The 21,495-nt window shown below is 58.4% G+C and carries 31 protein-coding genes; 3 read left to right on the plus strand and 28 right to left on the minus strand.

Annotation, left to right across the window (positions count from 1 at the left end):
• Nucleotides 1–2: 2 nt before the first annotated feature.
• The 26 genes from WNY61_RS15315 to rpmC form a co-directional block, all read right to left on the minus strand.
• Entirely contained in the window at nucleotides 3–1,301 is a 1,299-nt protein-coding gene (locus WNY61_RS15315) for an amino acid ABC transporter permease (RefSeq protein ID WP_342852322.1), read from the minus strand.
• Between the two features lie 3 nt (nucleotides 1,302–1,304).
• Nucleotides 1,305–2,519, minus strand: a complete 1,215-nt coding sequence (locus WNY61_RS15320) for an ABC transporter permease subunit (protein WP_040700486.1) — start codon at nucleotides 2,517–2,519, stop codon at nucleotides 1,305–1,307.
• A gap of 217 nt (nucleotides 2,520–2,736) precedes the next feature.
• Complete coding sequence (locus tag WNY61_RS15325) at nucleotides 2,737–3,753, minus strand: amino acid ABC transporter substrate-binding protein (RefSeq protein WP_342852327.1); 1,017 nt, start codon at nucleotides 3,751–3,753, stop codon at nucleotides 2,737–2,739.
• Nucleotides 3,754–3,946: 193 nt separating this feature from the next.
• On the minus strand, nucleotides 3,947–4,660 hold the full coding sequence (locus WNY61_RS15330; protein WP_342852329.1) for an ATP12 family protein: 714 nt from the start codon (nucleotides 4,658–4,660) through the stop codon (nucleotides 3,947–3,949).
• Nucleotides 4,657–5,340 carry an HAD-IA family hydrolase gene (locus tag WNY61_RS15335; RefSeq protein WP_342852331.1) on the minus strand — a complete coding sequence of 228 codons (684 nt, stop codon included), beginning with the start codon at nucleotides 5,338–5,340 and terminating at the stop codon, nucleotides 4,657–4,659. The genes WNY61_RS15330 and WNY61_RS15335 overlap by 4 nt, the downstream gene beginning before the upstream one ends.
• The gene (locus tag WNY61_RS15340; RefSeq protein WP_342852333.1) at nucleotides 5,337–6,383 is read right to left on the minus strand and encodes an RluA family pseudouridine synthase; all 1,047 of its coding nucleotides are present in this window, start codon (nucleotides 6,381–6,383) and stop codon (nucleotides 5,337–5,339) included. Before WNY61_RS15340 ends, WNY61_RS15335 begins: the two co-directional genes overlap by 4 nt.
• Complete coding sequence (locus tag WNY61_RS15345) at nucleotides 6,380–6,736, minus strand: CrcB family protein (protein ID WP_342852335.1); 357 nt, start codon at nucleotides 6,734–6,736, stop codon at nucleotides 6,380–6,382. The genes WNY61_RS15340 and WNY61_RS15345 overlap by 4 nt, the downstream gene beginning before the upstream one ends.
• Nucleotides 6,737–6,767: 31 nt before the next feature.
• Nucleotides 6,768–8,075 (minus strand): replication-associated recombination protein A, encoded by a 1,308-nt coding sequence (locus WNY61_RS15350; RefSeq protein ID WP_342852337.1) that lies wholly within the window; start codon nucleotides 8,073–8,075, stop codon nucleotides 6,768–6,770.
• Between the two features lie 223 nt (nucleotides 8,076–8,298).
• Complete coding sequence (gene rplQ / locus WNY61_RS15355) at nucleotides 8,299–8,715, minus strand: 50S ribosomal protein L17 (protein WP_342852339.1); 417 nt, start codon at nucleotides 8,713–8,715, stop codon at nucleotides 8,299–8,301.
• A 163-nt stretch (nucleotides 8,716–8,878) separates the two neighbouring features.
• The gene (locus WNY61_RS15360; RefSeq protein ID WP_007118862.1) at nucleotides 8,879–9,895 is read right to left on the minus strand and encodes a DNA-directed RNA polymerase subunit alpha; all 1,017 of its coding nucleotides are present in this window, start codon (nucleotides 9,893–9,895) and stop codon (nucleotides 8,879–8,881) included.
• Between the two features lie 114 nt (nucleotides 9,896–10,009).
• Nucleotides 10,010–10,399: a 30S ribosomal protein S11 gene (gene rpsK / locus WNY61_RS15365; protein WP_007118861.1), complete on the minus strand. Its 390-nt coding sequence runs from the start codon at nucleotides 10,397–10,399 to the stop codon at nucleotides 10,010–10,012.
• Nucleotides 10,400–10,414: 15 nt separating this feature from the next.
• A complete protein-coding gene (rpsM, locus tag WNY61_RS15370; RefSeq protein ID WP_007118860.1) occupies nucleotides 10,415–10,783 on the minus strand; it encodes a 30S ribosomal protein S13 in 369 nt (122 codons plus the stop codon).
• A 261-nt stretch (nucleotides 10,784–11,044) separates the two neighbouring features.
• Entirely contained in the window at nucleotides 11,045–11,692 is a 648-nt protein-coding gene (locus WNY61_RS15375; protein ID WP_342852343.1) for an adenylate kinase, read from the minus strand.
• Entirely contained in the window at nucleotides 11,689–13,071 is a 1,383-nt protein-coding gene (gene secY, locus WNY61_RS15380; RefSeq protein WP_007118858.1) for a preprotein translocase subunit SecY, read from the minus strand. The genes WNY61_RS15375 and secY overlap by 4 nt, the downstream gene beginning before the upstream one ends.
• Before the next feature lie 119 nt (nucleotides 13,072–13,190).
• The gene (gene rplO / locus WNY61_RS15385) at nucleotides 13,191–13,673 is read right to left on the minus strand and encodes a 50S ribosomal protein L15 (RefSeq protein ID WP_342852347.1); all 483 of its coding nucleotides are present in this window, start codon (nucleotides 13,671–13,673) and stop codon (nucleotides 13,191–13,193) included.
• 638 nt (nucleotides 13,674–14,311) lie between these two features.
• Nucleotides 14,312–14,500 carry a 50S ribosomal protein L30 gene (rpmD, locus tag WNY61_RS15390; RefSeq protein ID WP_342852349.1) on the minus strand — a complete coding sequence of 63 codons (189 nt, stop codon included), beginning with the start codon at nucleotides 14,498–14,500 and terminating at the stop codon, nucleotides 14,312–14,314.
• Between the two features lie 2 nt (nucleotides 14,501–14,502).
• Complete coding sequence (gene rpsE, locus WNY61_RS15395) at nucleotides 14,503–15,084, minus strand: 30S ribosomal protein S5 (protein ID WP_007118855.1); 582 nt, start codon at nucleotides 15,082–15,084, stop codon at nucleotides 14,503–14,505.
• Between the two features lie 171 nt (nucleotides 15,085–15,255).
• Nucleotides 15,256–15,615 (minus strand): 50S ribosomal protein L18, encoded by a 360-nt coding sequence (gene rplR / locus WNY61_RS15400; protein WP_007118854.1) that lies wholly within the window; start codon nucleotides 15,613–15,615, stop codon nucleotides 15,256–15,258.
• 11 nt (nucleotides 15,616–15,626) lie between these two features.
• Nucleotides 15,627–16,160 (minus strand): 50S ribosomal protein L6, encoded by a 534-nt coding sequence (rplF, locus tag WNY61_RS15405; protein ID WP_342852350.1) that lies wholly within the window; start codon nucleotides 16,158–16,160, stop codon nucleotides 15,627–15,629.
• Nucleotides 16,161–16,170: 10 nt separating this feature from the next.
• Nucleotides 16,171–16,563 (minus strand): 30S ribosomal protein S8, encoded by a 393-nt coding sequence (gene rpsH, locus WNY61_RS15410; protein WP_007118852.1) that lies wholly within the window; start codon nucleotides 16,561–16,563, stop codon nucleotides 16,171–16,173.
• Between the two features lie 12 nt (nucleotides 16,564–16,575).
• The gene (gene rpsN / locus WNY61_RS15415; RefSeq protein WP_007118851.1) at nucleotides 16,576–16,881 is read right to left on the minus strand and encodes a 30S ribosomal protein S14; all 306 of its coding nucleotides are present in this window, start codon (nucleotides 16,879–16,881) and stop codon (nucleotides 16,576–16,578) included.
• Between the two features lie 18 nt (nucleotides 16,882–16,899).
• Entirely contained in the window at nucleotides 16,900–17,463 is a 564-nt protein-coding gene (gene rplE / locus WNY61_RS15420; RefSeq protein WP_007118850.1) for a 50S ribosomal protein L5, read from the minus strand.
• The gene (rplX, locus tag WNY61_RS15425) at nucleotides 17,456–17,767 is read right to left on the minus strand and encodes a 50S ribosomal protein L24 (RefSeq protein WP_342852351.1); all 312 of its coding nucleotides are present in this window, start codon (nucleotides 17,765–17,767) and stop codon (nucleotides 17,456–17,458) included. Before rplX ends, rplE begins: the two co-directional genes overlap by 8 nt.
• Nucleotides 17,768–17,769: 2 nt before the next feature.
• On the minus strand, nucleotides 17,770–18,138 hold the full coding sequence (gene rplN / locus WNY61_RS15430) for a 50S ribosomal protein L14 (protein WP_007118848.1): 369 nt from the start codon (nucleotides 18,136–18,138) through the stop codon (nucleotides 17,770–17,772).
• Nucleotides 18,139–18,201: 63 nt separating this feature from the next.
• A complete protein-coding gene (rpsQ, locus tag WNY61_RS15435) occupies nucleotides 18,202–18,447 on the minus strand; it encodes a 30S ribosomal protein S17 (RefSeq protein WP_007118847.1) in 246 nt (81 codons plus the stop codon).
• Nucleotides 18,448–18,461: 14 nt separating this feature from the next.
• Nucleotides 18,462–18,665, minus strand: coding sequence for a 50S ribosomal protein L29 (gene rpmC / locus WNY61_RS15440; RefSeq protein ID WP_007118846.1), 204 nt, complete (start codon nucleotides 18,663–18,665; stop codon nucleotides 18,462–18,464).
• A gap of 180 nt (nucleotides 18,666–18,845) precedes the next feature.
• Between rpmC and WNY61_RS15445 the strand changes: the two genes are divergently transcribed.
• Together WNY61_RS15445 and WNY61_RS15450 are read left to right on the plus strand one after the other, a co-directional pair.
• On the plus strand, nucleotides 18,846–19,466 hold the full coding sequence (locus WNY61_RS15445) for a TIGR02466 family protein (RefSeq protein WP_342852352.1): 621 nt from the start codon (nucleotides 18,846–18,848) through the stop codon (nucleotides 19,464–19,466).
• 1 nt (nucleotide 19,467) lies between these two features.
• Nucleotides 19,468–20,052: a hemerythrin domain-containing protein gene (locus WNY61_RS15450; protein WP_342852353.1), complete on the plus strand. Its 585-nt coding sequence runs from the start codon at nucleotides 19,468–19,470 to the stop codon at nucleotides 20,050–20,052.
• 21 nt (nucleotides 20,053–20,073) lie between these two features.
• Here WNY61_RS15450 and WNY61_RS15455 read toward each other — a convergent pair whose 3' ends face one another.
• Nucleotides 20,074–20,277 carry a hypothetical protein gene (locus WNY61_RS15455; protein WP_007118843.1) on the minus strand — a complete coding sequence of 68 codons (204 nt, stop codon included), beginning with the start codon at nucleotides 20,275–20,277 and terminating at the stop codon, nucleotides 20,074–20,076.
• Between the two features lie 147 nt (nucleotides 20,278–20,424).
• Between WNY61_RS15455 and WNY61_RS15460 the strand changes: the two genes are divergently transcribed.
• Nucleotides 20,425–20,997, plus strand: coding sequence for a hypothetical protein (locus tag WNY61_RS15460; RefSeq protein WP_342852354.1), 573 nt, complete (start codon nucleotides 20,425–20,427; stop codon nucleotides 20,995–20,997).
• Between the two features lie 74 nt (nucleotides 20,998–21,071).
• Here the strand turns inward: WNY61_RS15460 and rplP are convergent, their stop codons facing one another.
• Nucleotides 21,072–21,485, minus strand: coding sequence for a 50S ribosomal protein L16 (rplP, locus tag WNY61_RS15465; RefSeq protein WP_007118841.1), 414 nt, complete (start codon nucleotides 21,483–21,485; stop codon nucleotides 21,072–21,074).
• Nucleotides 21,486–21,495: the final 10 nt, after the last annotated feature.

The raw sequence follows: 21,495 nt of genomic DNA on the forward strand, positions 1-21,495 counted from the left end.
CCTTAACGATGGTCAGTCGCAAGACGGCGTTCCAGCCACTGCGAATATTGTGAAATGCCGTAGCAAACGATGAAGAACAGCAACGAGGCGAACATGAAGAGTTCCCAGTAAACGCCGTTCCAATCAGTCGAAGCGAGGATCGGGCCGCGGATCATGCCGATGATATCAAACAGCGAGATAACCGAGACCAGCGTGGTGTCCTTGAACAGACCCACGGCAATGTTGACGATGCCCGGGATAGAGATCTTCATCGCCTGCGGCAGGATGATCAACCGCATCGCCTGCGCATAGTCGAGCCCGAGGCTGTCAGCGGCTTCATACTGGCCCTTCGGCAGTGCGGCGAGGCCACCCCGGATCACTTCGGCGATATAGGCTGAAGAGAACATGGTGATCATGATGACCACGCGGATGAAGAGATCGACTCCCGAACCCGGTGGGAAGAAATAGGCCAGCATCACGTTCGCTACGAAAAGCAGAGTGATCAGCGGCACACCCCGTACGAATTCGATAAAGACCACGCAGATACCTTTAACGATCGGCAGATGCGACTGACGCCCGAGCGCCAGTGCAACGCCGATGGGCAGCGAGAGCGACACACAGGTGATGCCCAGCATCATGTTGAGCATGAAGCCGCCAAGGTCACGGCTTGGGATCGCTTCAAGCAGCGGCGACGCGGGGCGCAGCGCCTCCCCTATAAAGCCACCGATATACCAGACGATCACCGCAGTCACGATACCACCGGCCAAGGCCATGGCAAAGCTTTTGTGCACCAAACGGCTGTAGGCAACATAGCCCGCAATCACGCCCAACAGAGCAAAGATCGGCCCCCAGATCGGGCCGCCCCAGATCAGCCAAAAGGCAAGGAACGGGTAGAGGCCTGTAAACAGAAGCATCTTGCGCGGCAGATCGATAAAGAGCACGGGCGCAATGGCGATGAACAGCAGCACCAGCGCGAGGGTCGGGCGCCAGTATTGATCGCTTGGGTATTTGAAGCCGAAAAGCAGCTGGTGCCAGCGTTCACTGATGACCGAGAAACAAGCCCCCGATGCGCCGTCGAGTATCTCACGACATTCCGAAAGGCTGCTGGCTGACCAAACCCCGTTGAGCAGCCATGGCAAAGAGCCCGACAGCAGCAGATACAGGAAATAAAGCGCCACCACCGTCAGCAGGGCGTTTGCCCATGTGGGGAAGAGGTTGTCTTTGACCCATTTCAGCGGGCCGCCAACCTTGTCCGGCGGGGCCGATTGCGGCAGCGAGGATTCGCGCACGAAGGCGATGGATTCAGCATGTGTATCTGACATGGCTTAACGCTCCTTCAGCTTCGTTGCGTTGTTGTAGACGTTCATCACCATGGAGATGCCCAGCGAAATTACGAGATAGAACAGCATCAAAAGCACGACACATTCGATCGCCCGCCCGGTCTGGTTCAGGGTGATCCCGCCCAGCGTTGCGGTAATGTCAGCATAGCCCACGAGGATCGCCAGCGACGAGTTCTTGGTGATGTTAAGATAGTTGGAGATCAGCGGCGGAATGATCACGCGCAGTGCCTGCGGCAACACCACAAGGTTCATAACGCGGCCCGGACGCAGACCAAGGGCCGCGGCGGCTTCCGATTGGCCACGGCTGACCGCCTGAATGCCCGCGCGGACGTTCTCGGCGATAAAGGCACCGGTGTAGATCGACAGGGCGAACCACAGTGCGATCAGCGGCGCACCGATCTGGATACCACCTTGGAAGTTGAACCCTTTCAGCGCCGGGTAGTCCAAACCAATGGGCATGCCCATGATAAAAAACACGACAATCGTCGGCAGCAACAGGATCGCAACCGACGGCCAAAGCATCGGCAGCAAACGCCCGGTGTCATAGAGCAGCTTGGTCGCATAGCGGCGATAGGCAAAAACGCCGATGATCGAGGCGATGAACGTCGCGACCACAAACATTGATCCCGCCCCCCAAACCGGCCCGGGGATATAAACCCCGCGGTTGGTAAAGGCGAAAGAACCTAGCATCATGCTCGACGCGGGATCGTCGCCCCGGAAAGCCGAAGGCGCAGGCATCGCGGCAGTCATGATCGTATAGATGATCAGAATCCAGATCAGCACCGGGATGTTGCGAAAAATCTCAACGTAACCCGCCATCAACTTGCGAACGAGCCAGTTGTTCGAGAGGCGAAGCACCCCGGCGACCACGCCAAAGAGCGTAGCAGTCAGACAGGCGAGAAACGACACCAGCAGCGTGTTGATGATACCGACCCAAGCCGCCTGAAGGTTCGACGACTGGCTGGTGTAGGGGATCAACGTTTGGTTAATGTCATAGCCTGCAGGGTTGCCGAGGAACTGGAATGAGATGTTTAACCCCGCAGCACGCAGGTTCGCGGCAAGGTTAGAGCCCAGATACCAGATCGCCGTGACCAGCAGCACAAGTGCGATAACCTGAAAGGTAATCGACCGATAGCGGGTGTCGCTCAACAGCATAGATGGCCGGAACGACGCCTTGGGAGGGTCGGAGAATGTCGTCATGTATGTATCCCTGTGTTCCGGCTTGTTTTTTATTGGTGCATTTAGCGCACCTTGGCCGAATCGTTTTTGGTCGTTGATCGTTTGGTCGATCGTGGGTTTTTATTGTCTTCTTAGCGCGTTGTTATTCGTCTTGGGGTAACTTGCATCAACTAATGTCAGGTTACCCGGCTCGGAGGCGCAAGGGGCGCAGGAATTCCTGCGCCCCCTGACATCTTAGTTAGCGTACTGGCGGTGCGTAAAGCAGGCCACCGTCTGTCCACTGAGCGTTCAGCCCGCGTGCCAGACCGATGGGTGTCTCTTCGCCGATGTTCTTGGCAAAGATTTCACCGTAGTTGCCTTCGGCCATGATGGCGCGCTTGGCCCACTCATTGTCGAGACCAATCATCTCACCCAACGTGCCCTCGGTGCCCAAAAGGCGGGCAATCTCGGGATTGTTGGTGTTGCCGGTCATCTCTTCGATGTTGGCAGAGGTGATGCCCAGCTCTTCGGCTGCGATCAGCGCGTTCAGCACCCAGCGGGTAATGTCGCCCCAGTCGTTGTCGCCGTGACGGACCAGCGGGCCGAGCGGCTCTTTCGAGATGATCTCGGGCAGCAGGATGTGGTCGCCAGGGGTTTCAAAGGTCGCGCGTGTCGCAGCCAGACCGGAGGCGTCCGTGGTGTAGGTATCGCAAGCACCGGCAAGGTACTGCTGCTGGCCTTCGGCGTTAGTTTCAACCGGAACGGGCTCATAGCTGATGTTGTTCTTGCGGAAGAAGTCCGCGAGGTTCAGCTCGGTTGTTGTACCGGTTTGGATGCAGACGGTCGCGCCGTCCAGATCTTTGGCCGAAGAAACGCCAAGCGCTTTGGGGACCATGAAGCCCTGACCATCGTAATAGTTCACGCCGATGAAATCGAATTTCAGGTCGGTGTCACGGCTGAAGGTCCATGTGGTGTTCCGTGCGAGGAAGTCGATCTCGCCCGAGGCCAGCGCGGTGAAGCGGGTCTTGCCGGTTGTTGGCACGAATTCCACGGCGTTTTTGTCGCCCAGAACGGCTGCGGCAACGGCACGGCACACGGCCACGTCGAAACCTTCCCATTCGCCATTGGCGTTCGGCGCGGCAAAGCCAGCAAGGCCTGTGGTCACGCCACAGTTCAGCTTGCCACGGGCTTTAACGTCGTCAAGCGTGGCGGCGCCAGCAGCACCAGCCGCAAGGCCAGCAACGGTCAGCGCGCCAAAAATTACGGTTTTTTTCATTTTTACCTCTTCCTGATAGTCCGCCACGTTCACTGGCGGTTATTCCGACGTCAGGTGACGCCGAAAGCGATCATGTGCAGGGTCTCCCCTGCTCAATGGAAAGCAGTGTGGGCGGATTCAGGTTTGAAGGTCAAGGGCGCGTTGGGCAAATTTAAATCGCGAATTTCCATAATCGCGGAAAGCTTTTAGCAAGTTAAGCAGCCTTGGAAAGCACGATCATTGCATATGCATGTAAAAACGCTTGGCGCTTGATTTCGGCTTCCGCCTCGGCCACGTCATCGCGGCCCCACTGCTCGGCTTGCCAGTTCTCATCAAGTCGCGAAAGATCCCATATCTCTTGAGGGTTAAACGCCTGTTCAGCGGCAGCAAGCCCCAACACCAGTGACCCAGTCAGACTGACGAGATCATGGAAAGCCGCCAATTCAAACGCATCCAGCTCTGCCGTCCGACGGTGCATCTCAGCTAAAGCTTCAGGCGATTGTGGCTGATGCATTATGCCCTGCCGCGTCTCCAACTTGACGCCAAGGAACGCAGCTGCCCAGTTTAGCATCGGATCCCACTGCGCCGCCTGCCGTGCCATCAATTCCTCGGGGTTGTCGGCGCGGTAGCACAGCAGATCACTATCGCCGTAAGCGGCCAGCATGTCGACGACTTCGTCCTTTTGCACCGCGACCTTATCAATCGCCGCATTGGCAGTTTTTGTCACCGGCATGGTCCGCGGGTCGATCTGCTTTTCTTGGGCTTGCCATTCAGCGGCCACAGCCTCTGCCATGGCGCGGGTCGGCAGGGTCAACGGGCGTTTGGCCGGCGTTTTCACACGTCGGCCATCCAGCTCGACGGTAAAACCGCCATCAACCTCGACCACAGCAGCATCTTTCCAAAAGCGCTTCGCTTTCCAGTCACTCATGCGGGAATGCTCCAGATCTGTTCCAGTAGGGCAGGCAGCGCCGAGAAATCCTCAACGAGATGCGCGGCAGCGGCCAATTTATCCGGGCTATGATAGCCCCATTTGACGCCGATCCCGGTCACCCCAGCTGCGGCGGCCATGTCCATGTCGAAAGAAGTGTCACCGATCATCACGGTCGTCTCTGGCCCCACCCCGGCATCGGTCATTGCTTGATGGATCATCGAAGGATGCGGCTTGGACGGGTGAAAATCAGCGACCTGCTGGGTCACGAACAGCCCTTCCAACCCATGCCCGGCGATCAGCTTATCCAGCCCGCGCTTCGACTTCCCCGTGGCCACACCCAACAGCACTTCCGGCTCGGCATGCAAGCGGCGCAATGTCTCTAGCGCACCGGGATAGAGCGGCGAAGATTGCGCCACGCCTGCCTCGGCCCTTAGCGACATATAGGCGGCCTTATAAGCCTCTACCATAGCGAGGTGATCTCCGGCAGACCGCGTGGGCGCCAATACCGTCATCGCCACATCAAGCGACAGGCCGACGATCGACAGCACTTCGGCCCGTGTCGGCGCAGGCGCTTCGACAGCCGCAAAGGCTGCCGTCATCGCCGCGACGATGTCACCCTGACTGTCGACCAATGTGCCATCGACATCAAAGATCACCAAACGCAGTGGCTTGGTCATTGCAGCGCCTCAAAGGGGTCTTCTTCGGCCAGATCCTCGGTCCAACCGAAGGTGTCCCAGCTATGCGCCATATGCTCGGGCAGTTCAGCGGTAATGGTGACTGATTTGCGGGTATGAGGATGCTCAAACCGCATCATCCGCGCGTGCAAATGCAGCTTTTTCGAGATGATCCCGCCCAATTGCGCGCCCCAGCCATCGCCGAGGTTCTCTTGCCCCGAGCCGCCGTATTTGCCATCACCGACAATCGGATGCCCGATCTCGGCCATATGCGCGCGCAGCTGGTGCGTGCGACCTGTGACCGGCTCCATCGCCACCCAAGAGGCGCGCGAACCGACACGGAACAGCGTGGCATAGAGCGTATGCGCCCGTTTCGCGCCCGGCGTCGCGTCCATGTCGCGTGGATGCACGGCGATCATCTTCTCGCCCTCACCACTGCGGCCATGACCACTAGCTTTAACCAGACCATATTTGACCTCGCCCAGATAGGGCGTCGGCACACCGGCGACGATGGCCCAGTAAATCTTGCGCGTTTCACGGTGGCGCATTGCGGCCGTAAGCGCCTTGGCTGCCAAACGAGTCCGCGCCAGCAGCAGCACACCAGAAGTATTGCGGTCCAACCGGTGCACCAGACGCGGCTTTTCCTCGGCGTCAAAGATCAGCGCTTCCGAGAGCGCGTCAACATGGCGATCCGCTTGGCCCGAGCCGCCCTGCACCGCCAAGCCCGGCGGCTTGTTCAGCGCAATCACATGCTCGTCGCGGTAGATCACGCAGTTGCGGATCATCTTGGCATCAGCATCGGTGATGCGGGTGCGTTTAGGTGGCGGTGGTGGCGCACTGTCAGGCAGCGGTGGCACGCGCACCTCTTGGCCCGCCTCCAGCCGTGTGTTGGCCTTAACCCGGCCCCCATCGACGCGGATTTCGCCTTTGCGGCACATCTTCTCGATGAGCCCTTGATTGATCTGCGGAAACATCCGCTTGAACCAACGGTCGAGCCGTTGGTCGCCATCGCCTACTGCGACGGTAATTGTTTGTACGCGGCTCATGCCAACACCTCTCGGGCCACCCAGAGGCCCAGCAAACAGGCGGCCAGCGACAAGATCACCGAGGCCCCCACATATGAAAATGCGACCCCTGCCCGGCCCGCTTCAAGCAGCCGCAGGGTATCGAGTGAAAACGCCGAGAAGGTCGTGAAACCGCCCAGCAGCCCGGTCATTAAAAAGGGCAGCAACAGCGGCGATTTCTCCGCCAGCAGCACCCAGACCAACCCGATGGCCAAAGAGCCGGTCACATTGACCGCCAAAGTGCCCAAAGGAAAGCCAACCGCGAGACCGACGAGGAACCGCAGGCTCGCGCCCAGAGCGCCGCCGAGGGCCACCATGATCAGTGTTTTCATCATCGACACCCCATCGCGCGCACGCGCGCCGGAGTCAAGTTTTCCGCTTGGCGCGCAGCCCTGCGAAGTAATCCTGTCGCTTTTTCAACTCGCGCTCAAAGCCCCGTTCGACCGGCTCGTAGAGGCTAGGCCGCTCCATCGTATCGGGAAAGTAGTTCTGGCCAGAGAACCCGTCCTCGGCGTCATGGTCATAGGCGTAGCCGCTGCCGTAGCCCTGCTCTTTCATCAGCTTGGTCGGCGCGTTCAGGATATGTTTGGGCGGTGGTTCTGACCCGGTGCTGCGGGCCAGCCTGCGCGCATCCTTGTAGGCTTTGTAGACGGCGTTAGATTTCGGCGCGAGGCAGATGTAGGTCAACGCCTGCGCGATGGCCAATTCCCCCTCGGGACTGCCGAGCCGCTCATAGGTCTCCCAGGCCTGTAGGCAAAAGGCCTGCGCCTGCGGATCAGCGAGGCCCACATCCTCGACCGCCATCCGGGTGATGCGGCGCATCAGGTAGCGAGGGTCTTCGCCGCCCTCCAACATCCGCCCCAGCCAATAAAGCGCCGCGTCGGGGTCGGACCCTCGCATGGACTTATGCAGCGCCGAAATCAGATTGTAGTGCGAATCGCCCGATTTGTCGTATTGCGCCGCGCGGCGCATCAGGCGTTTGGATAGGCCCGCCTTGTCGAGCAAGCCATCGCCCTTCCACGCGGTCACCTGTTCGATCAGATTCAGCAAAGCGCGCCCGTCCCCATCGGCCATTTCTAATAGCGCCTCGCGCGCCTCAGGCTGTAAGGGCAGCGGTTTGCCCAACTCCTGCTCGGCCCGCTGCGCCAGGCGTTCCAGATCGTCATGCGGCAAGCGCTCTAGCACCAGCACCTGCGCGCGGGACAGCACAGCGGCATTTAACTCAAAGCTGGGGTTCTCCGTCGTCGCGCCCACCAAGAGGATCGTCCCATCCTCCATATGCGGCAAAAACCCGTCCTGCTGCGCTTTGTTAAACCGGTGAATCTCGTCGACGAACAGCAGCGTCCCCTGCCCTTGCCGACGCCGCAGCTTGGCCGCATCAAAAACCTTGCGCAGTTCCGGAACGCCCGAGAAAATTGCGCTAATCTGAACGAAATGTAGATCGGTTTCATCTGCCAGCAGACGCGCGATGGTGGTTTTCCCCACCCCTGGCGGCCCCCAAAAGATCAGCGACGACAATGCCCCCGATGCGAGCATGACCGTCAGCGGCGCCTCTGGGCCGAGCACTTGGTCCTGCCCGATAACCTCCGCCAAGGCGCGCGGACGCAAACGATCTGCCAATGGACGGTGTCCGCTCTCTGCTACCGCGTCGCTGTCGCCGAATAAATCCGCCATACTATCCCCTGGGCCGCTGCGCCGATTACGGCGGCTGTGTTATGATGCGGGCGCAGATGGCCAACCCTTTCTGATGCAGCCAGCGGTATCAAGAACGCCAAAAAGTATCTCATGCTTCCTGATATGCGCAGCCACCCTCCTTGGTGCAACTCCCTTTCCCTCTGCCCCATAAGAAAAAGCCCCGCCAAATGGCAGGGCTTTCCAATCCGCAATCTGCGAAATCTTATTCTGCGGCGTCTTCTTCAACCAGACGCGCTTTGTCTGCGGCGCCTTTGGCATCGCGGTCGCGGTCGACGAATTCGATGATCGCCATCGGCGCCATGTCACCATAGCGGAAGCCAGCTTTCAGAACGCGAACGTAACCACCTTGGCGGTCTTTGTAGCGCGGGCCGAGGATGTCGAACAGTTTTGTGACATACTGGTCTTCTTTCAGCTTTGACGCGGCCTGACGACGGGCGTGCAGGTCGCCGCGCTTGGCCAGCGTGATCATCTTTTCGATGATCGGCTTCAGTTCCTTGGCTTTCGGCAAGGTTGTTTTGATTTGCTCATGTTCGATGAGCGAGCCTGCCATGTTCGAGAACAACGCCTTGCGGTGTTCATGTGTACGGTTCAGGCGGCGGTATCCACGTGCGTGACGCATTTCTTAATCTCCAATTTGATGCCCTCTACGGGCGGTTTTGCTTTGTCTGGCCCGCGATGCGTGTCTTGGGCTCTCCTTGGGGCGTGCGCCCAGTCGTAACGGTGCCCGATTTCTTTTGAAGAAATCGGCCCGGAAACTTTAAAAGTTTCCGGGGCCGTGTCTCTTAGAACGAATCCTCGAACTTCTTGGCGAGGTCTTCGATGTTTTCTGGCGGCCAGTCTTCGACGTCCATGCCAAGGTGCAGGCCCATGCCCGACAGCACTTCCTTGATCTCGTTCAAGGACTTGCGGCCAAAGTTCGGCGTGCGCAGCATTTCGGCTTCGGTCTTCTGGATCAGATCGCCGATGTAGACGATGTTGTCGTTCTTCAAGCAGTTTGCCGAACGAACCGACAGTTCCAGTTCGTCGACTTTCTTGAGAAGCAGCGGGTTGAACTCAAGACCATCGTCGTCGTCCTGACGGGACGCGGATTCCGGCTCGTCGAAGTTGACGAAGATGCCCAGCTGGTCCTGCAGGATGCGCGCGGCGAAGGCCACGGCGTCATCCGGCGTGATCGAACCGTCTGTTTCCACTTTCATGGTCAGCTTGTCATAGTCCAGCACCTGGCCCTCACGGGTGGGCTGCACGTCATAAGAAACCTTCTTGACCGGGGAATAGATCGCGTCGATCGGGATGAGGCCGATGGGCGCGTCTTCGGGCTTGTTCTTGTCTGCGGAGACATAGCCCTTGCCGGTGTTGACGGTCAGCTCCATGTAGACGTCTGCACCATCGTCGAGGTGGCAGATCACATGCTCGCGGTTCAGAATCTCGATACCGGCGGATTCGGAGATGTCACCGGCAGTTACAACGCCCGGACCTTTAGCGGAGATCGACAGGCGCTTGGGCCCTTCGACTTCCATGCGCAGGCTGACGCCTTTAAGGTTCAGGATGATGTCGGTCACGTCTTCGCGCACACCGGCCACGGAGGAAAACTCGTGCAGCACGTTGTCGATCTGTACGGATGTGATCGCCGCACCTTGCAGCGAAGACATCAGCACGCGGCGCAGCGCATTGCCGAGCGTCAGGCCAAAGCCCCGCTCCAGCGGTTCGGCCATAACGGTTGCCTGACGGGCTGGGTCATTGCCCGGCTTGACGTCAAGCTGTTGCGGCTTGATCAATTCAGCCCAATTCTTGTGGATCATGCGTCCCTCCATCCTTGTTTGTGCCTCATGTCCAAATGACACAAACGCTCGAGGTTTCTGAAAAGCGGTATGGGGCCGTGCAAAACACGCGGCCCCATATAGCAAATTGCTGTCTTAAACGCGGCGGCGCTTCGGCGGGCGGCAGCCGTTGTGCGCCATTGGCGTCACATCACGGATCGAAGTGATGTTGAAACCAGCGGCAGCCAGTGCGCGCAGTGCGGATTCACGGCCGGAACCGGGGCCTTGCACTTCAACTTCCAGCGTCTTGACGCCGTGATCCTGAGCCTTACGGCCTGCATCTTCAGCGGCCATCTGAGCTGCGTAAGGAGTCGATTTACGCGACCCTTTGAAGCCCATGGTGCCGGCAGAGGACCATGCAATTGCATTGCCCTGCACATCCGAGATCAGGATCTTGGTGTTGTTGAAGGAGCTGTTCACATGCGCCACACCTGCGGCGATGTTCTTGCTGACCTTACGCTTGGTCTTTGTCTTATCGCGTGCCATTGATCAGACCCTCCCTTATTTCTTCTTGCCAGCAATGGCCTTAGCGGGGCCTTTGCGGGTGCGAGCATTGGTGTGGGTACGCTGACCACGGACGGGCAGGTTACGACGGTGGCGCAGGCCACGGTAGCAGCCAAGGTCCATCAGGCGCTTGATGTTCATCTGCGTGTCACGACGCAGGTCACCTTCGACGGTGTAGTTCGCGTCGATGTGCTCACGAACGGCCAGGACTTCAGCGTCCGACAGTTCGTTAACCCGGCGCGTCGCGTCGATGCCGACGGCTTCGCAGATGGCTTTGGCGGAAGAAGTGCCAATACCGGTGATATAGGTGAGGGCGATTGGAACCCGCTTTGCAGTCGGGATGTTTACGCCGGCAATACGTGCCACGTTAGCTATTCCTTTTCGTTGCGGGTCCGTCGTTCCAGACCCTTTTTTCACAACACAAGCCCGAGGCGATAAGGCCATCGGGCTGAGGCTGATCAGGTGATCTTGCGGGTTAGGCCGGGCCTTTGCCGCAATTTGATTCTCTTACGAGATAGGGGTGACTATGAGGTTTTGCGCAGGGCGTCAAGCCGCTGCGCAAAACTGCGCTACTGTTGGGCCGCAAGGGAGAGAACGCGATGCGCCCCGCCCTCTTTTAAGGCACAGTTAGGCGTCTAGAACGCCTGCGATTTCGGTGCGGACTTCGTCGATCTTACCCAGACCATTCACACCGCTCAGCATGTCTTTCGCGTAGTAGTAACCAATCAGCGGGGAGGTCTGCTTGTAATAGGCCATCAGGCGGGTCTTGAGGCTTTCCTCATTGTCATCCGCACGTCGCTTGAACTCGGTGCCACCACAGTTGGTGCATTTGCCATCTTCGGGGATCGGCTTGGTCAGGTCGTTATAAACCTCACCGCAGCTTGCACAGGTGGAGCGCGCCGTGATGCGGGCGACCAGCGCCTCATCGTCGACCTTCATCTCGATCACGGCGTCAAGGGTCTGGCCCTCTTGCGCCATCAAATCAGCCAGCGCGTCAGCCTGTGCCAAGGTGCGTGGGAAACCGTCAAAGATGAAACCGCCATGCGCGGCCTTATCAGACAGCTTTTCGCGGATCAGGCCGATGACGATTTCGTCGGTGACCAACGCGCCACGGTCCATTACGTCGGCAACGATCTTGCCCATCTCTGTCCCGCTGTCCTTGGCTTCACGCAGCATATCGCCGGTGGAGAGTTGGACCATATTGCGGGTTTCGACCAGATGACGTGCTTGGGTGCCTTTGCCTGCGCCCGGAGGCCCGAGAAGGATAATATTCATCGACGTACGGGGCTCCGTTTCTTGCGTGGACCTTTACCTTTGCCTGCACCTTTGCCGCGCAATTGCGAGCGTTCAAGCAGACCTTCGTATTGATGCGCGAGCAGGTGGCTCTGCACTTGTTGAATGGTGTCCATCGTCACCGACACGACGATCAGCACCGATGTGCCGCCGAAGTAGAAGGGAATGGCGAACTGACCGCGCAGGATTTCCGGCAGAACACAGACCGCAGCGAGGTAGAACGAGCCCAAGACCAGAATGCGGTTCACGACATACTCAAGATACTCTGCGGTGCGCTTGCCCGGACGGATGCCCGGTACAAAGCCATTCTGGTTCTTGAGGTTGTCGGCCACGTCATCAGGCTTGAAGCTGACGTTGAACGTATAAAAATAAGCGAAGAAGACGATCATCGCCACGAAGAACAGCAGATAAAGCGGCTGACCGGGGCCGAAGTTCGCCAAAAGCCAAGACATCACAGGGCTGGTGGAGTTTCCTGAGAAAGTGCTGACCGTAACGGGCAAAAGCAGCAGCGACGAAGCAAAGATCGCCGGGATCACGCCCGCTGGGTTCACCTTAACCGGCAGGTGCGACGTGCCGCCGTCATACATCTTCATGCCAACTTGGCGGCGCGGATACTGAATATGGATCTTGCGCAGCGCGCGCTCCATGAAGACCACGAACATGATCGTCGCAATCACCATGACCAGCACGCCAATAATCACCGCAGGGCTGATCGCGCCGGAACGGCCCGAGGCAAAGAACTGCGCGATTGCGGCGGGAACCTCGGCGATGATGCCAACAAAGATGATGAGCGAGATGCCGTTGCCGATGCCGCGGGCGGTGATCTGCTCGCCCAGCCACATCAGGAACATGGTACCGCCCACGAGGGTGATCATACAGGCCGCGATGAAGCCAAAGCCCATCTGACCATCAGCGACGATGTCACCGGCCTGAAGGCTGACCGCGAGGCCGTAGGACTGCAAGGTCGCCAGCGCCACCGTGCCGTAGCGCGTGTACTGGTTGATCTTCTTGCGCCCCTGCTCGCCCTCTTTTTTCAACTGTTCCAGCGCCGGAACCATGGAGGTCAACAGCTGGACAATGATCGAGGCCGAAATATAGGGCATGATGCCCAGAGCGAAGATACCCATGCGGCCAAGTGCGCCACCGGTGAACATCGAGACCATGCCGCCGATGCCCTGACCTGCGCTCTCCATGAAGTCACGCAGCGCGCCACCGTCGATGCCAGGCACCGGGATGAAGGTGCCAAGGCGGTAAACGATGAGCAGCCCGAGTGTGAACAGGATCCGATTGCGCAGGTCTGTTGCCTTGCCCAATGCGGCCCAGCTCGTGTTCGCGGCCATGTTTTCGACGGCAGATACCATGAGGGGTCTCTTCTTTTGTTGCGAAAACGCCGCCCGGGCCGTTTTCCGGCGGGCGGCGTTCGGGAAAACTTGAGGTTATGTAAGCGGCTGGCGCGCCGCTCACAAGCCTTAAGGCCGCTTTACTCGGATGCCTCAGCAGCCTTCGCAGCTGCCACGGTCACCTTGCCGCCTGCCTTCTCGACCGCTTCGATAGCGGATTTGGAGGCGCCAGCGACGTTCAGGTCGATCTTGGAGGTGATGTCACCCTTGGCCAGAACGCGGATACCGTCCAGCTCACGACGGACCAAACCGGAAGCGATCAGGGCCGCACCGTCGATGGTGTTGCCAGCATCAAGCTTCTTGGCGTCGATGAATTTCTGGATCAGGCCCAGGTTCACAACAGCGTAGGACTTGCGGTTCGGCTTGTTGAAGCCACGCTTGGGCAGACGCTGATAGATTGGCATCTGGCCGCCTTCAAAGCCCTTGATCGCCACGCCGGAACGGGACTTTTGACCTTTGATACCACGGCCACCCATTTTGCCCTTGCCAGAGCCGGGGCCACGGCCAACGCGCATACGCTTTTTGGTTGCGCCTTCGTTGTCGGAAAGTTCGTGCAGTTTCATGTCGCTTCTCCTTTTGCCGGAAATGGCCCCCAGCGACGGGAGTGGCCAAACGCGGCGTTTCGATTCCATTGCGACCCAACACGGGCCACCGGGGGCGTATAGGGGATGGCGGGAGGCGTGACAAGGGGGTGGGTAAACGCAGGTAGGACGTCACCCTCCCCCTACCTGAGCAATCCGTTTGCTTAATGGCAGTGGTATGGCTCTGACCCAGCATGGCAGCATTGACCGGGCGGTGAAGCTTTCCGGCATCCGCCGCCATGCGAAGGAACTTCGGAGGTATAGGGTGTGGCGCTTTGCGTGTGAGCTGACGCGAAGGATGGCATGCCGACCGTCACAATAATGAGTACAAAAACTGAAAAGGCTTTCATCGTTTATCCAATGTGTTTGCGGCCTCGCCAAAATCAACGAGGCCACTCAACGGTAAATGTTAACTAAATATTAACAAGTGTAGAAAATCCCGCTGTTACGGCAGCAGTGATAGGCTCATGGTTCCGTAAGACGCGATTGAAGGCGTCCACTATCAAATCCGACACATAGGGCCAGATCAGTACGCGAAGCCGCAAATAACAAAACGCCCCGCAGTTTCCTGCGAGGCGTCTTCGTAGAGCGGTCCCCCACCCTACCGCTAAACCTTAAGTTCAGCCCTTCTCTTCGACGATCTCGACCATGTGCGAGACCTTGTTGATCATACCGCGCACGGAAGGTGTATCTTCCAGCTCACGGGTACGACCCATTTTGTTCAGACCCAGGCCAACCAAAGTTGCCTTTTGCGTGGCGGGGCGGCGGATCGGCGAGCCGACCTGCTTGATTACGAGTGTCTTGGCCATGCTTATGCCTCCTCAGCCACTTGTGCGGAGGACTCTACGTTGTCTTCACGCTTGGGCAGAATGTCAGCCACTTTCTTGCCGCGACGCTGCGCAACAGAACGGGGCGATTGCTCTTTTTTCAAACCGTCCAGAGTGGCGCGGATCATGTTGTAGGGGTTCTGCGAACCGATCGACTTGGACACAACGTCCTTAACGCCGAGCATTTCGAAAACGGCACGCATTGGACCACCGGCGATGATACCGGTACCTTCTGGTGCTGTCCGCATCACAACTTTGCCGGCGCCGTGGCGGCCGTGCATGTCGTGGTGCAGCGTACGACCTTCGCGCAATTGCACGCGGATCATCTGACGCTTAGCTTGCTCAGTCGCCTTACGGATGGCCTCGGGTACTTCTTTCGCTTTACCCTTACCAAAGCCGACGCGGCCTTTCTGATCGCCCACGACCACGAGCGCGGCGAAGCCGAAACGCTTACCACCCTTAACGGTCTTGGACACGCGGTTGATTGCGACCAGACGGTCAGCGAATTCCGGGGTCTCGTCGCGCTGGTTGCGGCGGTTGCCCCCACGGTTGTCATCTCTTGCCATCTGGCATCTTCCTTTTTCTGCGGCCCCTTGGGGCCCCTATTGGTCAATCCTAGTGGGCCATCGGCCCCCGGATCATCGAGAGGGCCAGCGTGGCCCTCTTCGTAGGAAAGCTGCGCACACGGCGCAGCCTCCGTATGAAAGCAGGTGCGTGGTTGCCCACGCACCGCACAATCAGATTTTCAGACCGCCTTCGCGGGCCGCTTCGGCCAAAGCTTTGACTTTGCCGTGGAACAGGAAACCGCCACGGTCGAAGTAAGCTTCGGTCACGCCGGCTTTCTTGGCACGCTCGGCAATCAATGCGCCGACCTTGGTCGCCGCTTCGACATTGTTTTTGCCAACGACGCCCAGATCCTTCTCCATGGTGGAGGCGGAAGCCAGTGTCACGCCGTTCACATCGTCGATCAGCTGAGCCGAGATGTTCTTGGACGAACGGTGTACCGACAGACGCATGCGCCCGGCGTTCACTTTGCGGAGTTTGTTCCGAACGCGCATGCGGCGTTTCAGGAACAGCTGTCTTTTGGTGTTTGCCATCTTTCCGTTCCTTACTTCTTCTTGCCTTCTTTGCGGAACACGAACTCACCCTTGTAGCGGATGCCTTTGCCCTTATAGGGCTCGGGCTTGCGCCAAGCGCGGATGTTCGCAGCGACTTGACCAACAAGCTGTTCGTCAATGCCTTCCACAATGATTTCGGTCTGCTTCGGTGCTGTCACGGTCACGCCCTCGGGCGCAACGTAGTCAACATCGTGGCTCAGGCCGAGGTTCAGTCTCAGCGTGTTGCCATTGATGGCTGCACGATAACCAACACCCTGGATCTCAAGCTCTTTTTTGAAGCCCGTGGTGACGCCAGTCACCAGGTTTTCGATCATGGTGCGGGACATGCCCCACTGCTGACGTGCGCGCTTGGACTTGCCACGCGGTGTCACAGTGATTGCGCTGTCTTCGACCGTCAGCGTTACGTCGTCAGTCGCGCGGAAGCTGCGGGTGCCCTTGGGGCCCTTAACTTCGATCGTCTGACCGCTGACCTCTGCCGAGACGCCCGAAGGCATGGCGACAGGTTTCTTACCAATACGAGACATGGTCTACTCCTTAGAATACGGTGCAGAGCACTTCGCCGCCAACATTGGCAGAACGTGCAGACGCGTCCGACATCACACCCTTGGAGGTGGAGACAATCGACACACCGAGGCCCTGACGGACAACGGGGATGTCATTGACGGACATGTAGACGCGACGACCGGGTTTGGAGACCCGCTTCAATTCGCGAATAACAGGTTCGCCCTCGTAGTACTTCAGGCTGATCTCGATAGCGGGGTGGCCATCGGCGCCCGTCATCTTTTCGTAGCCGCGGATGTAGCCTTCGTCGGCCAGCACGTCCAACACCCACGCACGCAGCTTGGAAGCCGGTGTGGAGACTGTGGATTTGCCGCGCAGCGAAGAGTTACGGATGCGTGTCAGCATATCTGCGATAGGATCGTTCATCTGATGCGCTCCTTACCAGCTCGACTTGACCATGCCGGGGATTTGGCCCGAAGAGCCAAGGTCCCGCAGCGCGATCCGCGAAATTTTGAGTTTACGATAGTAGGCGTGCGGGCGGCCCGTCAGCTGGCAGCGGTTGTGCAGACGCACAGCAGAGCTGTTGCGCGGCAGTTTCGCCAGTTTCAGGGAAGCGCGGAAACGCTCTTCCATCGGTTTGCTTTCGTCGCTCACGATCTCTTTCAGAGCCGCGCGCTTCTCAGCGTACTTCTTCACCAGTGCTTCGCGCTTCTTCTCGCGCTCAATCATGGATTTCTTAGCCATTTCTAATCCTTCCCGCGCTTATGAATTGAAGGGCATGTTGAAAGCTTTCAACAGCGCCTTGGCTTCAGCGTCGGTTTTCGCCGTGGTGGCGATCACGATGTCCATACCCCAAGTTTCGTCAACTTTGTCGAAGTCGATTTCGGGGAACACGATATGCTCTTTCAAGCCCATGGCGTAGTTGCCACGGCCATCAAAGCTTTTGCCCGGAACGCCGCGGAAGTCGCGGATACGGGGCATTGCGATCGTGATCAGACGGTCAAGGAATTCGTACATGCGGTCACCGCGCAGGGTCACTTTCGCACCCAGCGGCATTTCTTCACGTACGCGGAAACCAGCGATGGATTTCTTGGCGATGGTTGTCAGAGCCTTCTGGCCTGCAATCGTCGTCAAGTCTTCCTGAGCCGACTTGGCTTTTTTGCTGTCGCGAACGGCTTCGGCACCACAGCCGATGTTCAGAACGATTTTATCCAGACGAGGGATCATCATGTCGTTCTTGTAGCCGAATTCCTCTTTCAGGGCGGCGCGGATCGTCTCGCGGTATTCGGCCTGAAGGCGGGGTGTGTAGGTTGCGGTATCAAGCATCGATCACGTCCCCCGTGGTCTTGGCAAAGCGCACTTTTTTGTCGCCTTCGATTTTGAAACCCACGCGGGTGGCTTTGCCGTTGGCATCCACCAGTGCGAGGTTGCTCAGGTCGATCGGCATCGCCTTGGGGATGCGGCCGCCCTGAGATGTCTGTGTCTGGCGCGTTGCGCGGATGGCGATTTTCACACCATCGACGATGGCTTTACCGGACTTCGGGTCAACGGACGAGATGGAGCCCGTCTTGCCCTTGTCCTTGCCGGCCAGCACGATGACCTTGTCACCTTTGCGAAGTTTAGCAGCCATGATTACAGCACCTCCGGAGCGAGCGAGATGATTTTCATGAAGTTCTTCGCACGCAGCTCACGAACAACCGGCCCGAAGATACGGGTGCCGACAGGCTCGTTGTTGTTATTCAAGATAACAGCAGCGTTGCGGTCGAAACGGATGGCGGTGCCATCGTCACGACGAACTTCTTTGGCGGTGCGAACGACGACGGCCTTACGGACGTCGCCCTTTTTCACACGACCGCGAGGGATGGCTTCCTTGACCGACACGACAATGATGTCGCCGACGGATGCGTACTTACGCTTGGAACCACCCAGGACCTTGATGCACTGAACACGGCGAGCGCCGCTGTTGTCAGCAACATCCAGGTTGGTCTGCATCTGGATCATTTGGTTTCTCCCGACCTTCTGGGGGGCGATGCGGCCCTCATCCCAGGGTTTCGTTTAAGGGGTTTAGGCTTCGGCTGTTTCCGAAGTCAGAACTTCCCAACGTTTGGTTTTCGACTTGGGTGCACATTCGATGATGCGAACAGAATCGCCCACTTTGAACGTGTTGTTCTCATCGTGAGCCCGGTACTTTTTGGACTTACGAATGGTTTTCTTCAGAACCGGGTGCGTAAAGCGGCGCTCTACGGAAACGGTTACGGTCTGTGCGTTGGCGTCCGATGTCACGGTGCCTGTAAGGATACGCTTGGGCATTTTTCAGGCTCCTCTTATTCGGCTGCCGCAGCAGCGGCTTTCTGGTTCAGCACGGTGTGGACACGGGCCACGTCACGCTTCACGGTCTTCAAACGAGCGGGGTTCTCCAGCTGACCGGTGGCCTGCTGAAAACGCAAGTTGAAGGATTCTTTTTTCAAGTTCACAAGCTCGTCGCGGAGCTGGTCCGGCGTCTTGTCATGTAGTTCGCTGGCTTTCACGGCCTCTTCCTTTCAACATCACCAGTAGGCCCCTGTAGGGTGACCATGATTCTGGTGGAGTTCATGATGAAAGGTGCCAATACGCGTTGAGGTCACACATAGCAACCCCTGCTGGCCCGCACAGGTACTTTTGGCGCAAATAGGCTGGCGATGGGGATATGTTCGGCGTAAGACGGAGCCATGTCAAACATCAAATCGCTTTTCGCCACCCGCCTCTATCATGCCGCCCTGTCGGCGCACGGCAAGCCCATCGACACCGATGAGCTGGCTGCCTCTTGTTTCTCGATCGCCGAGGATGACGAGGCCGGTCAGGATTGGTGCGAAGAGAACGGCTATGCTGGATACACTTCTTATGCATCGCTAGACGACCTTCCCTACCGCTTCCCGATCTTCAAAGATCTGGTTGGGGTGCTGGACAAGCATGTCGCGGCCTTTGCCAAAGACCTCGAGTTCGATCTGGGCGACCGAAAGCTGGTGCTCGACTCGCTATGGCTGAACATCCTCCCCGAGGGCGGCATCCACACATCTCACATTCACCCGCACTCGGTGATCTCTGGCACGACCTATGTGACCATGCCAGAGGGCGCCAGCGCGATCCGTTTTGAGGACCCGCGCCTGCCAATGATGATGGCGGCCCCCGGTCGGGTAAAAGACGCCCGCGAGGAACTGCGCCCCTTCATCTATGTTGCGCCCGAGGCGGGGGATGTGCTGCTGTGGGAAAGCTGGCTGCGCCATGAGGTGCCGATGAACATGATCGAAGAAGATCGTGTCTCGGTGAGTTTCAACTACAATTGGGCCTAGGATGCCAGAACACCCCGATGGGCGGCCCCTGTCAGAGCTAATGATAGACCCCGACACCCGCCCGCCGCTGCCTCAGCTAGACAATGTCACTGACGACCAGCGCCAAGCGGGGCGGCATCTGGCGGCCATTCATAAACATTACCTAATGGATCTCGCGCGAATTGCGCAGATCATGGCCCAGATCGAAGCCGGAGAGACGCCACCCGCCGATTTGGCCCATATCGTGCTGCATACCGAGATGGCCCAGAATTTCGCTGCTGCCGGAACGCTCTGCGGGCAGCAATGCTGGGCGTTGACGATGCATCACAACATCGAAGAACAAAGCATCTTTCCGCAGTTGCAGACCCGTGGGTCTAAGGCTGTCCGCACCATCGTGGATCGGCTACGGGCTGAGCATGAGGTTGTGCATGCGCTATTGAAACGGCTCGGCAAGGCCGCGGAAGGCTTAACCGAAACACCAAGGGCGAAAGATTTTACCGAAACCCGCGCAATCTTTGACCAACTCGTCACCGTCGTGCAGTCACACTTCCATTTCGAAGAAAACGCGTTGGCCGAGGCTTTAGGCGTCTATCAGGTCGATATCTGACGGCACACCATCGCGCTTAGACTACTTCTTGGCCACCTTCGCCGCCTCTTCCTGCGCCTTTACCGCTGCCTTCTCTTCTTTGGTCAGCTTATTGCCCCATTGATTATTGCTAAGGCCCAAATCGCTGGGCATCGGCTTGGTCTTTCCCTTTTTGACCTCCCCGCCCTTGTCGAGGAACGCACGGATCAAATCTTCGTCGGTGTTGGGCTTTGGGACGTGTTTCATGTGACTGGGCCTTTCCTGTCGCGAGGAGTTGTGACGAGGCTACCGACTATTAGGCGGGATGGCCAGCACGGGCCGCGCGGCCTTGCCGCGCACGCATATTTGCCCGACACTCAACCCTAAGTATTATCCAAAGCAGTTATTTCGCATATGTTTACCCCGTTCTTATTACTACTTGGTTCCTTGATCCTCACCATCGCCGGCGCTTCCCAGCCCGGCTGGCAGGACTTCATGCTGCTCGGTGTGCTCTGCGTCATAGCTAGCGCGATTCTTTTGCTGCGGGCATTGGCCCAACCCAAGCGACCCGGCAACAAGTGGATCATCGTAGATGGCTCTAACGTGATGCATTGGAAGTCAGGGGAGCCGAACATCAGAGTCGTGCGCGACGTCGTCGATGAGCTGCGCGCACGCGGTTACACGCCCGGTGTCGTGTTTGATGCAAATGCAGGCTACCTCCTTATCGGGCGCTATCAGCATGACAAAGCGCTAAGCAGCCAGCTCGACCTTCCAGTGGACCGCGTGTTGGTCGTTCCCAAAGGCACCCCGGCTGACCCGTATATCCTCCAATCCGCGCGGGACTACGGCGGGCAAGTGGTCAGCCGCGATCAGTTCCGCGATTGGGCGGAGGCGCACCCTGAGATCGCTGAGCCGGGGCATCTGATTAAAGGCGGCTACCGAAACGGCAAGCTCTGGCTTGATCTCGAGACCGAAGCTGTCGCCTGACAAAGCAAAACCCCCGCCGATCGCTCGACGGGGGTTCATTTTCTCTTACCCACCCCGCAAGCGGGGCGACAGGCTTACCAGTCCTCGCGGACAACAACCCGGGTCTTGATCGGCAGCTTCATGGCTGCCAGACGCAGGGCTTCGCGTGCCACGTCTTCACCGACACCGTCGATTTCGAACATGATGCGGCCCGGCTTGACCTTGGCTGCCCAGAAGTCGACGGAACCTTTACCTTTACCCATACGAACTTCGACGGGCTTGGAGGTGACCGGTACGTCCGGGAAGATGCGGATCCAGACACGGCCCTGACGCTTCATGTGACGCGTCATGGCGCGGCGTGCCGCTTCGATTTGACGGGCTGTAACCCGCTCCGGCTGCAGTGCCTTCAGGCCGTAGGTGCCAAAGTTCAGGTCAGACCCGCCCTTTGCCAGACCCTTGATCGAGCCCTTAAACTGCTTACGGAATTTAGTACGCTTTGGTTGAAGCATTTCTCATTCC

Source organism: Sulfitobacter sp. AS92 (assembly GCF_038900015.1).
Classification (GTDB): Bacteria; Pseudomonadota; Alphaproteobacteria; order Rhodobacterales; family Rhodobacteraceae; genus Sulfitobacter.

Bases quoted from the DNA above. Each gene is read 5' to 3' on its own strand.
- WNY61_RS15315 (WP_342852322.1), bottom strand. From the start codon at position 1,301: ATGTCAGATACACATGCTGAATCCATCGCCTTCGTGCGCGAATCCTCG.
- WNY61_RS15320 (WP_040700486.1), bottom strand. From the start codon at position 2,519: ATGACGACATTCTCCGACCCTCCCAAGGCGTCGTTCCGGCCATCTATG.
- WNY61_RS15325 (WP_342852327.1), bottom strand. From the start codon at position 3,753: ATGAAAAAAACCGTAATTTTTGGCGCGCTGACCGTTGCTGGCCTTGCG.
- WNY61_RS15330 (WP_342852329.1), bottom strand. From the start codon at position 4,660: ATGAGTGACTGGAAAGCGAAGCGCTTTTGGAAAGATGCTGCTGTGGTC.
- WNY61_RS15335 (WP_342852331.1), bottom strand. From the start codon at position 5,340: ATGACCAAGCCACTGCGTTTGGTGATCTTTGATGTCGATGGCACATTG.
- WNY61_RS15340 (WP_342852333.1), bottom strand. From the start codon at position 6,383: ATGAGCCGCGTACAAACAATTACCGTCGCAGTAGGCGATGGCGACCAA.
- WNY61_RS15345 (WP_342852335.1), bottom strand. From the start codon at position 6,736: ATGATGAAAACACTGATCATGGTGGCCCTCGGCGGCGCTCTGGGCGCG.
- WNY61_RS15350 (WP_342852337.1), bottom strand. From the start codon at position 8,075: ATGGCGGATTTATTCGGCGACAGCGACGCGGTAGCAGAGAGCGGACAC.
- rplQ (WP_342852339.1), bottom strand. From the start codon at position 8,715: ATGCGTCACGCACGTGGATACCGCCGCCTGAACCGTACACATGAACAC.
- WNY61_RS15360 (WP_007118862.1), bottom strand. From the start codon at position 9,895: ATGATCCACAAGAATTGGGCTGAATTGATCAAGCCGCAACAGCTTGAC.
- rpsK (WP_007118861.1), bottom strand. From the start codon at position 10,399: ATGGCACGCGATAAGACAAAGACCAAGCGTAAGGTCAGCAAGAACATC.
- WNY61_RS15375 (WP_342852343.1), bottom strand. From the start codon at position 11,692: ATGAATATTATCCTTCTCGGGCCTCCGGGCGCAGGCAAAGGCACCCAA.
- secY (WP_007118858.1), bottom strand. From the start codon at position 13,071: ATGGTATCTGCCGTCGAAAACATGGCCGCGAACACGAGCTGGGCCGCA.
- rplO (WP_342852347.1), bottom strand. From the start codon at position 13,673: ATGAAACTGCACGAACTTTCCGACAACGAAGGCGCAACCAAAAAGCGT.
- rpmD (WP_342852349.1), bottom strand. From the start codon at position 14,500: ATGGCCAAGACACTCGTAATCAAGCAGGTCGGCTCGCCGATCCGCCGC.
- rpsE (WP_007118855.1), bottom strand. From the start codon at position 15,084: ATGGCAAGAGATGACAACCGTGGGGGCAACCGCCGCAACCAGCGCGAC.
- rplR (WP_007118854.1), bottom strand. From the start codon at position 15,615: ATGGCAAACACCAAAAGACAGCTGTTCCTGAAACGCCGCATGCGCGTT.
- rplF (WP_342852350.1), bottom strand. From the start codon at position 16,160: ATGTCTCGTATTGGTAAGAAACCTGTCGCCATGCCTTCGGGCGTCTCG.
- rpsH (WP_007118852.1), bottom strand. From the start codon at position 16,563: ATGAACGATCCTATCGCAGATATGCTGACACGCATCCGTAACTCTTCG.
- rpsN (WP_007118851.1), bottom strand. From the start codon at position 16,881: ATGGCTAAGAAATCCATGATTGAGCGCGAGAAGAAGCGCGAAGCACTG.
- rplE (WP_007118850.1), bottom strand. From the start codon at position 17,463: ATGCTTGATACCGCAACCTACACACCCCGCCTTCAGGCCGAATACCGC.
- rplX (WP_342852351.1), bottom strand. From the start codon at position 17,767: ATGGCTGCTAAACTTCGCAAAGGTGACAAGGTCATCGTGCTGGCCGGC.
- rplN (WP_007118848.1), bottom strand. From the start codon at position 18,138: ATGATCCAGATGCAGACCAACCTGGATGTTGCTGACAACAGCGGCGCT.
- rpsQ (WP_007118847.1), bottom strand. From the start codon at position 18,447: ATGCCCAAGCGTATCCTTACAGGCACCGTGACATCGGACGCCAACGCA.
- WNY61_RS15445 (WP_342852352.1), top strand. From the start codon at position 18,846: ATGTCAAACATCAAATCGCTTTTCGCCACCCGCCTCTATCATGCCGCC.
- WNY61_RS15450 (WP_342852353.1), top strand. From the start codon at position 19,468: ATGCCAGAACACCCCGATGGGCGGCCCCTGTCAGAGCTAATGATAGAC.
- WNY61_RS15455 (WP_007118843.1), bottom strand. From the start codon at position 20,277: ATGAAACACGTCCCAAAGCCCAACACCGACGAAGATTTGATCCGTGCG.
- WNY61_RS15460 (WP_342852354.1), top strand. From the start codon at position 20,425: ATGTTTACCCCGTTCTTATTACTACTTGGTTCCTTGATCCTCACCATC.
- rplP (WP_007118841.1), bottom strand. From the start codon at position 21,485: ATGCTTCAACCAAAGCGTACTAAATTCCGTAAGCAGTTTAAGGGCTCG.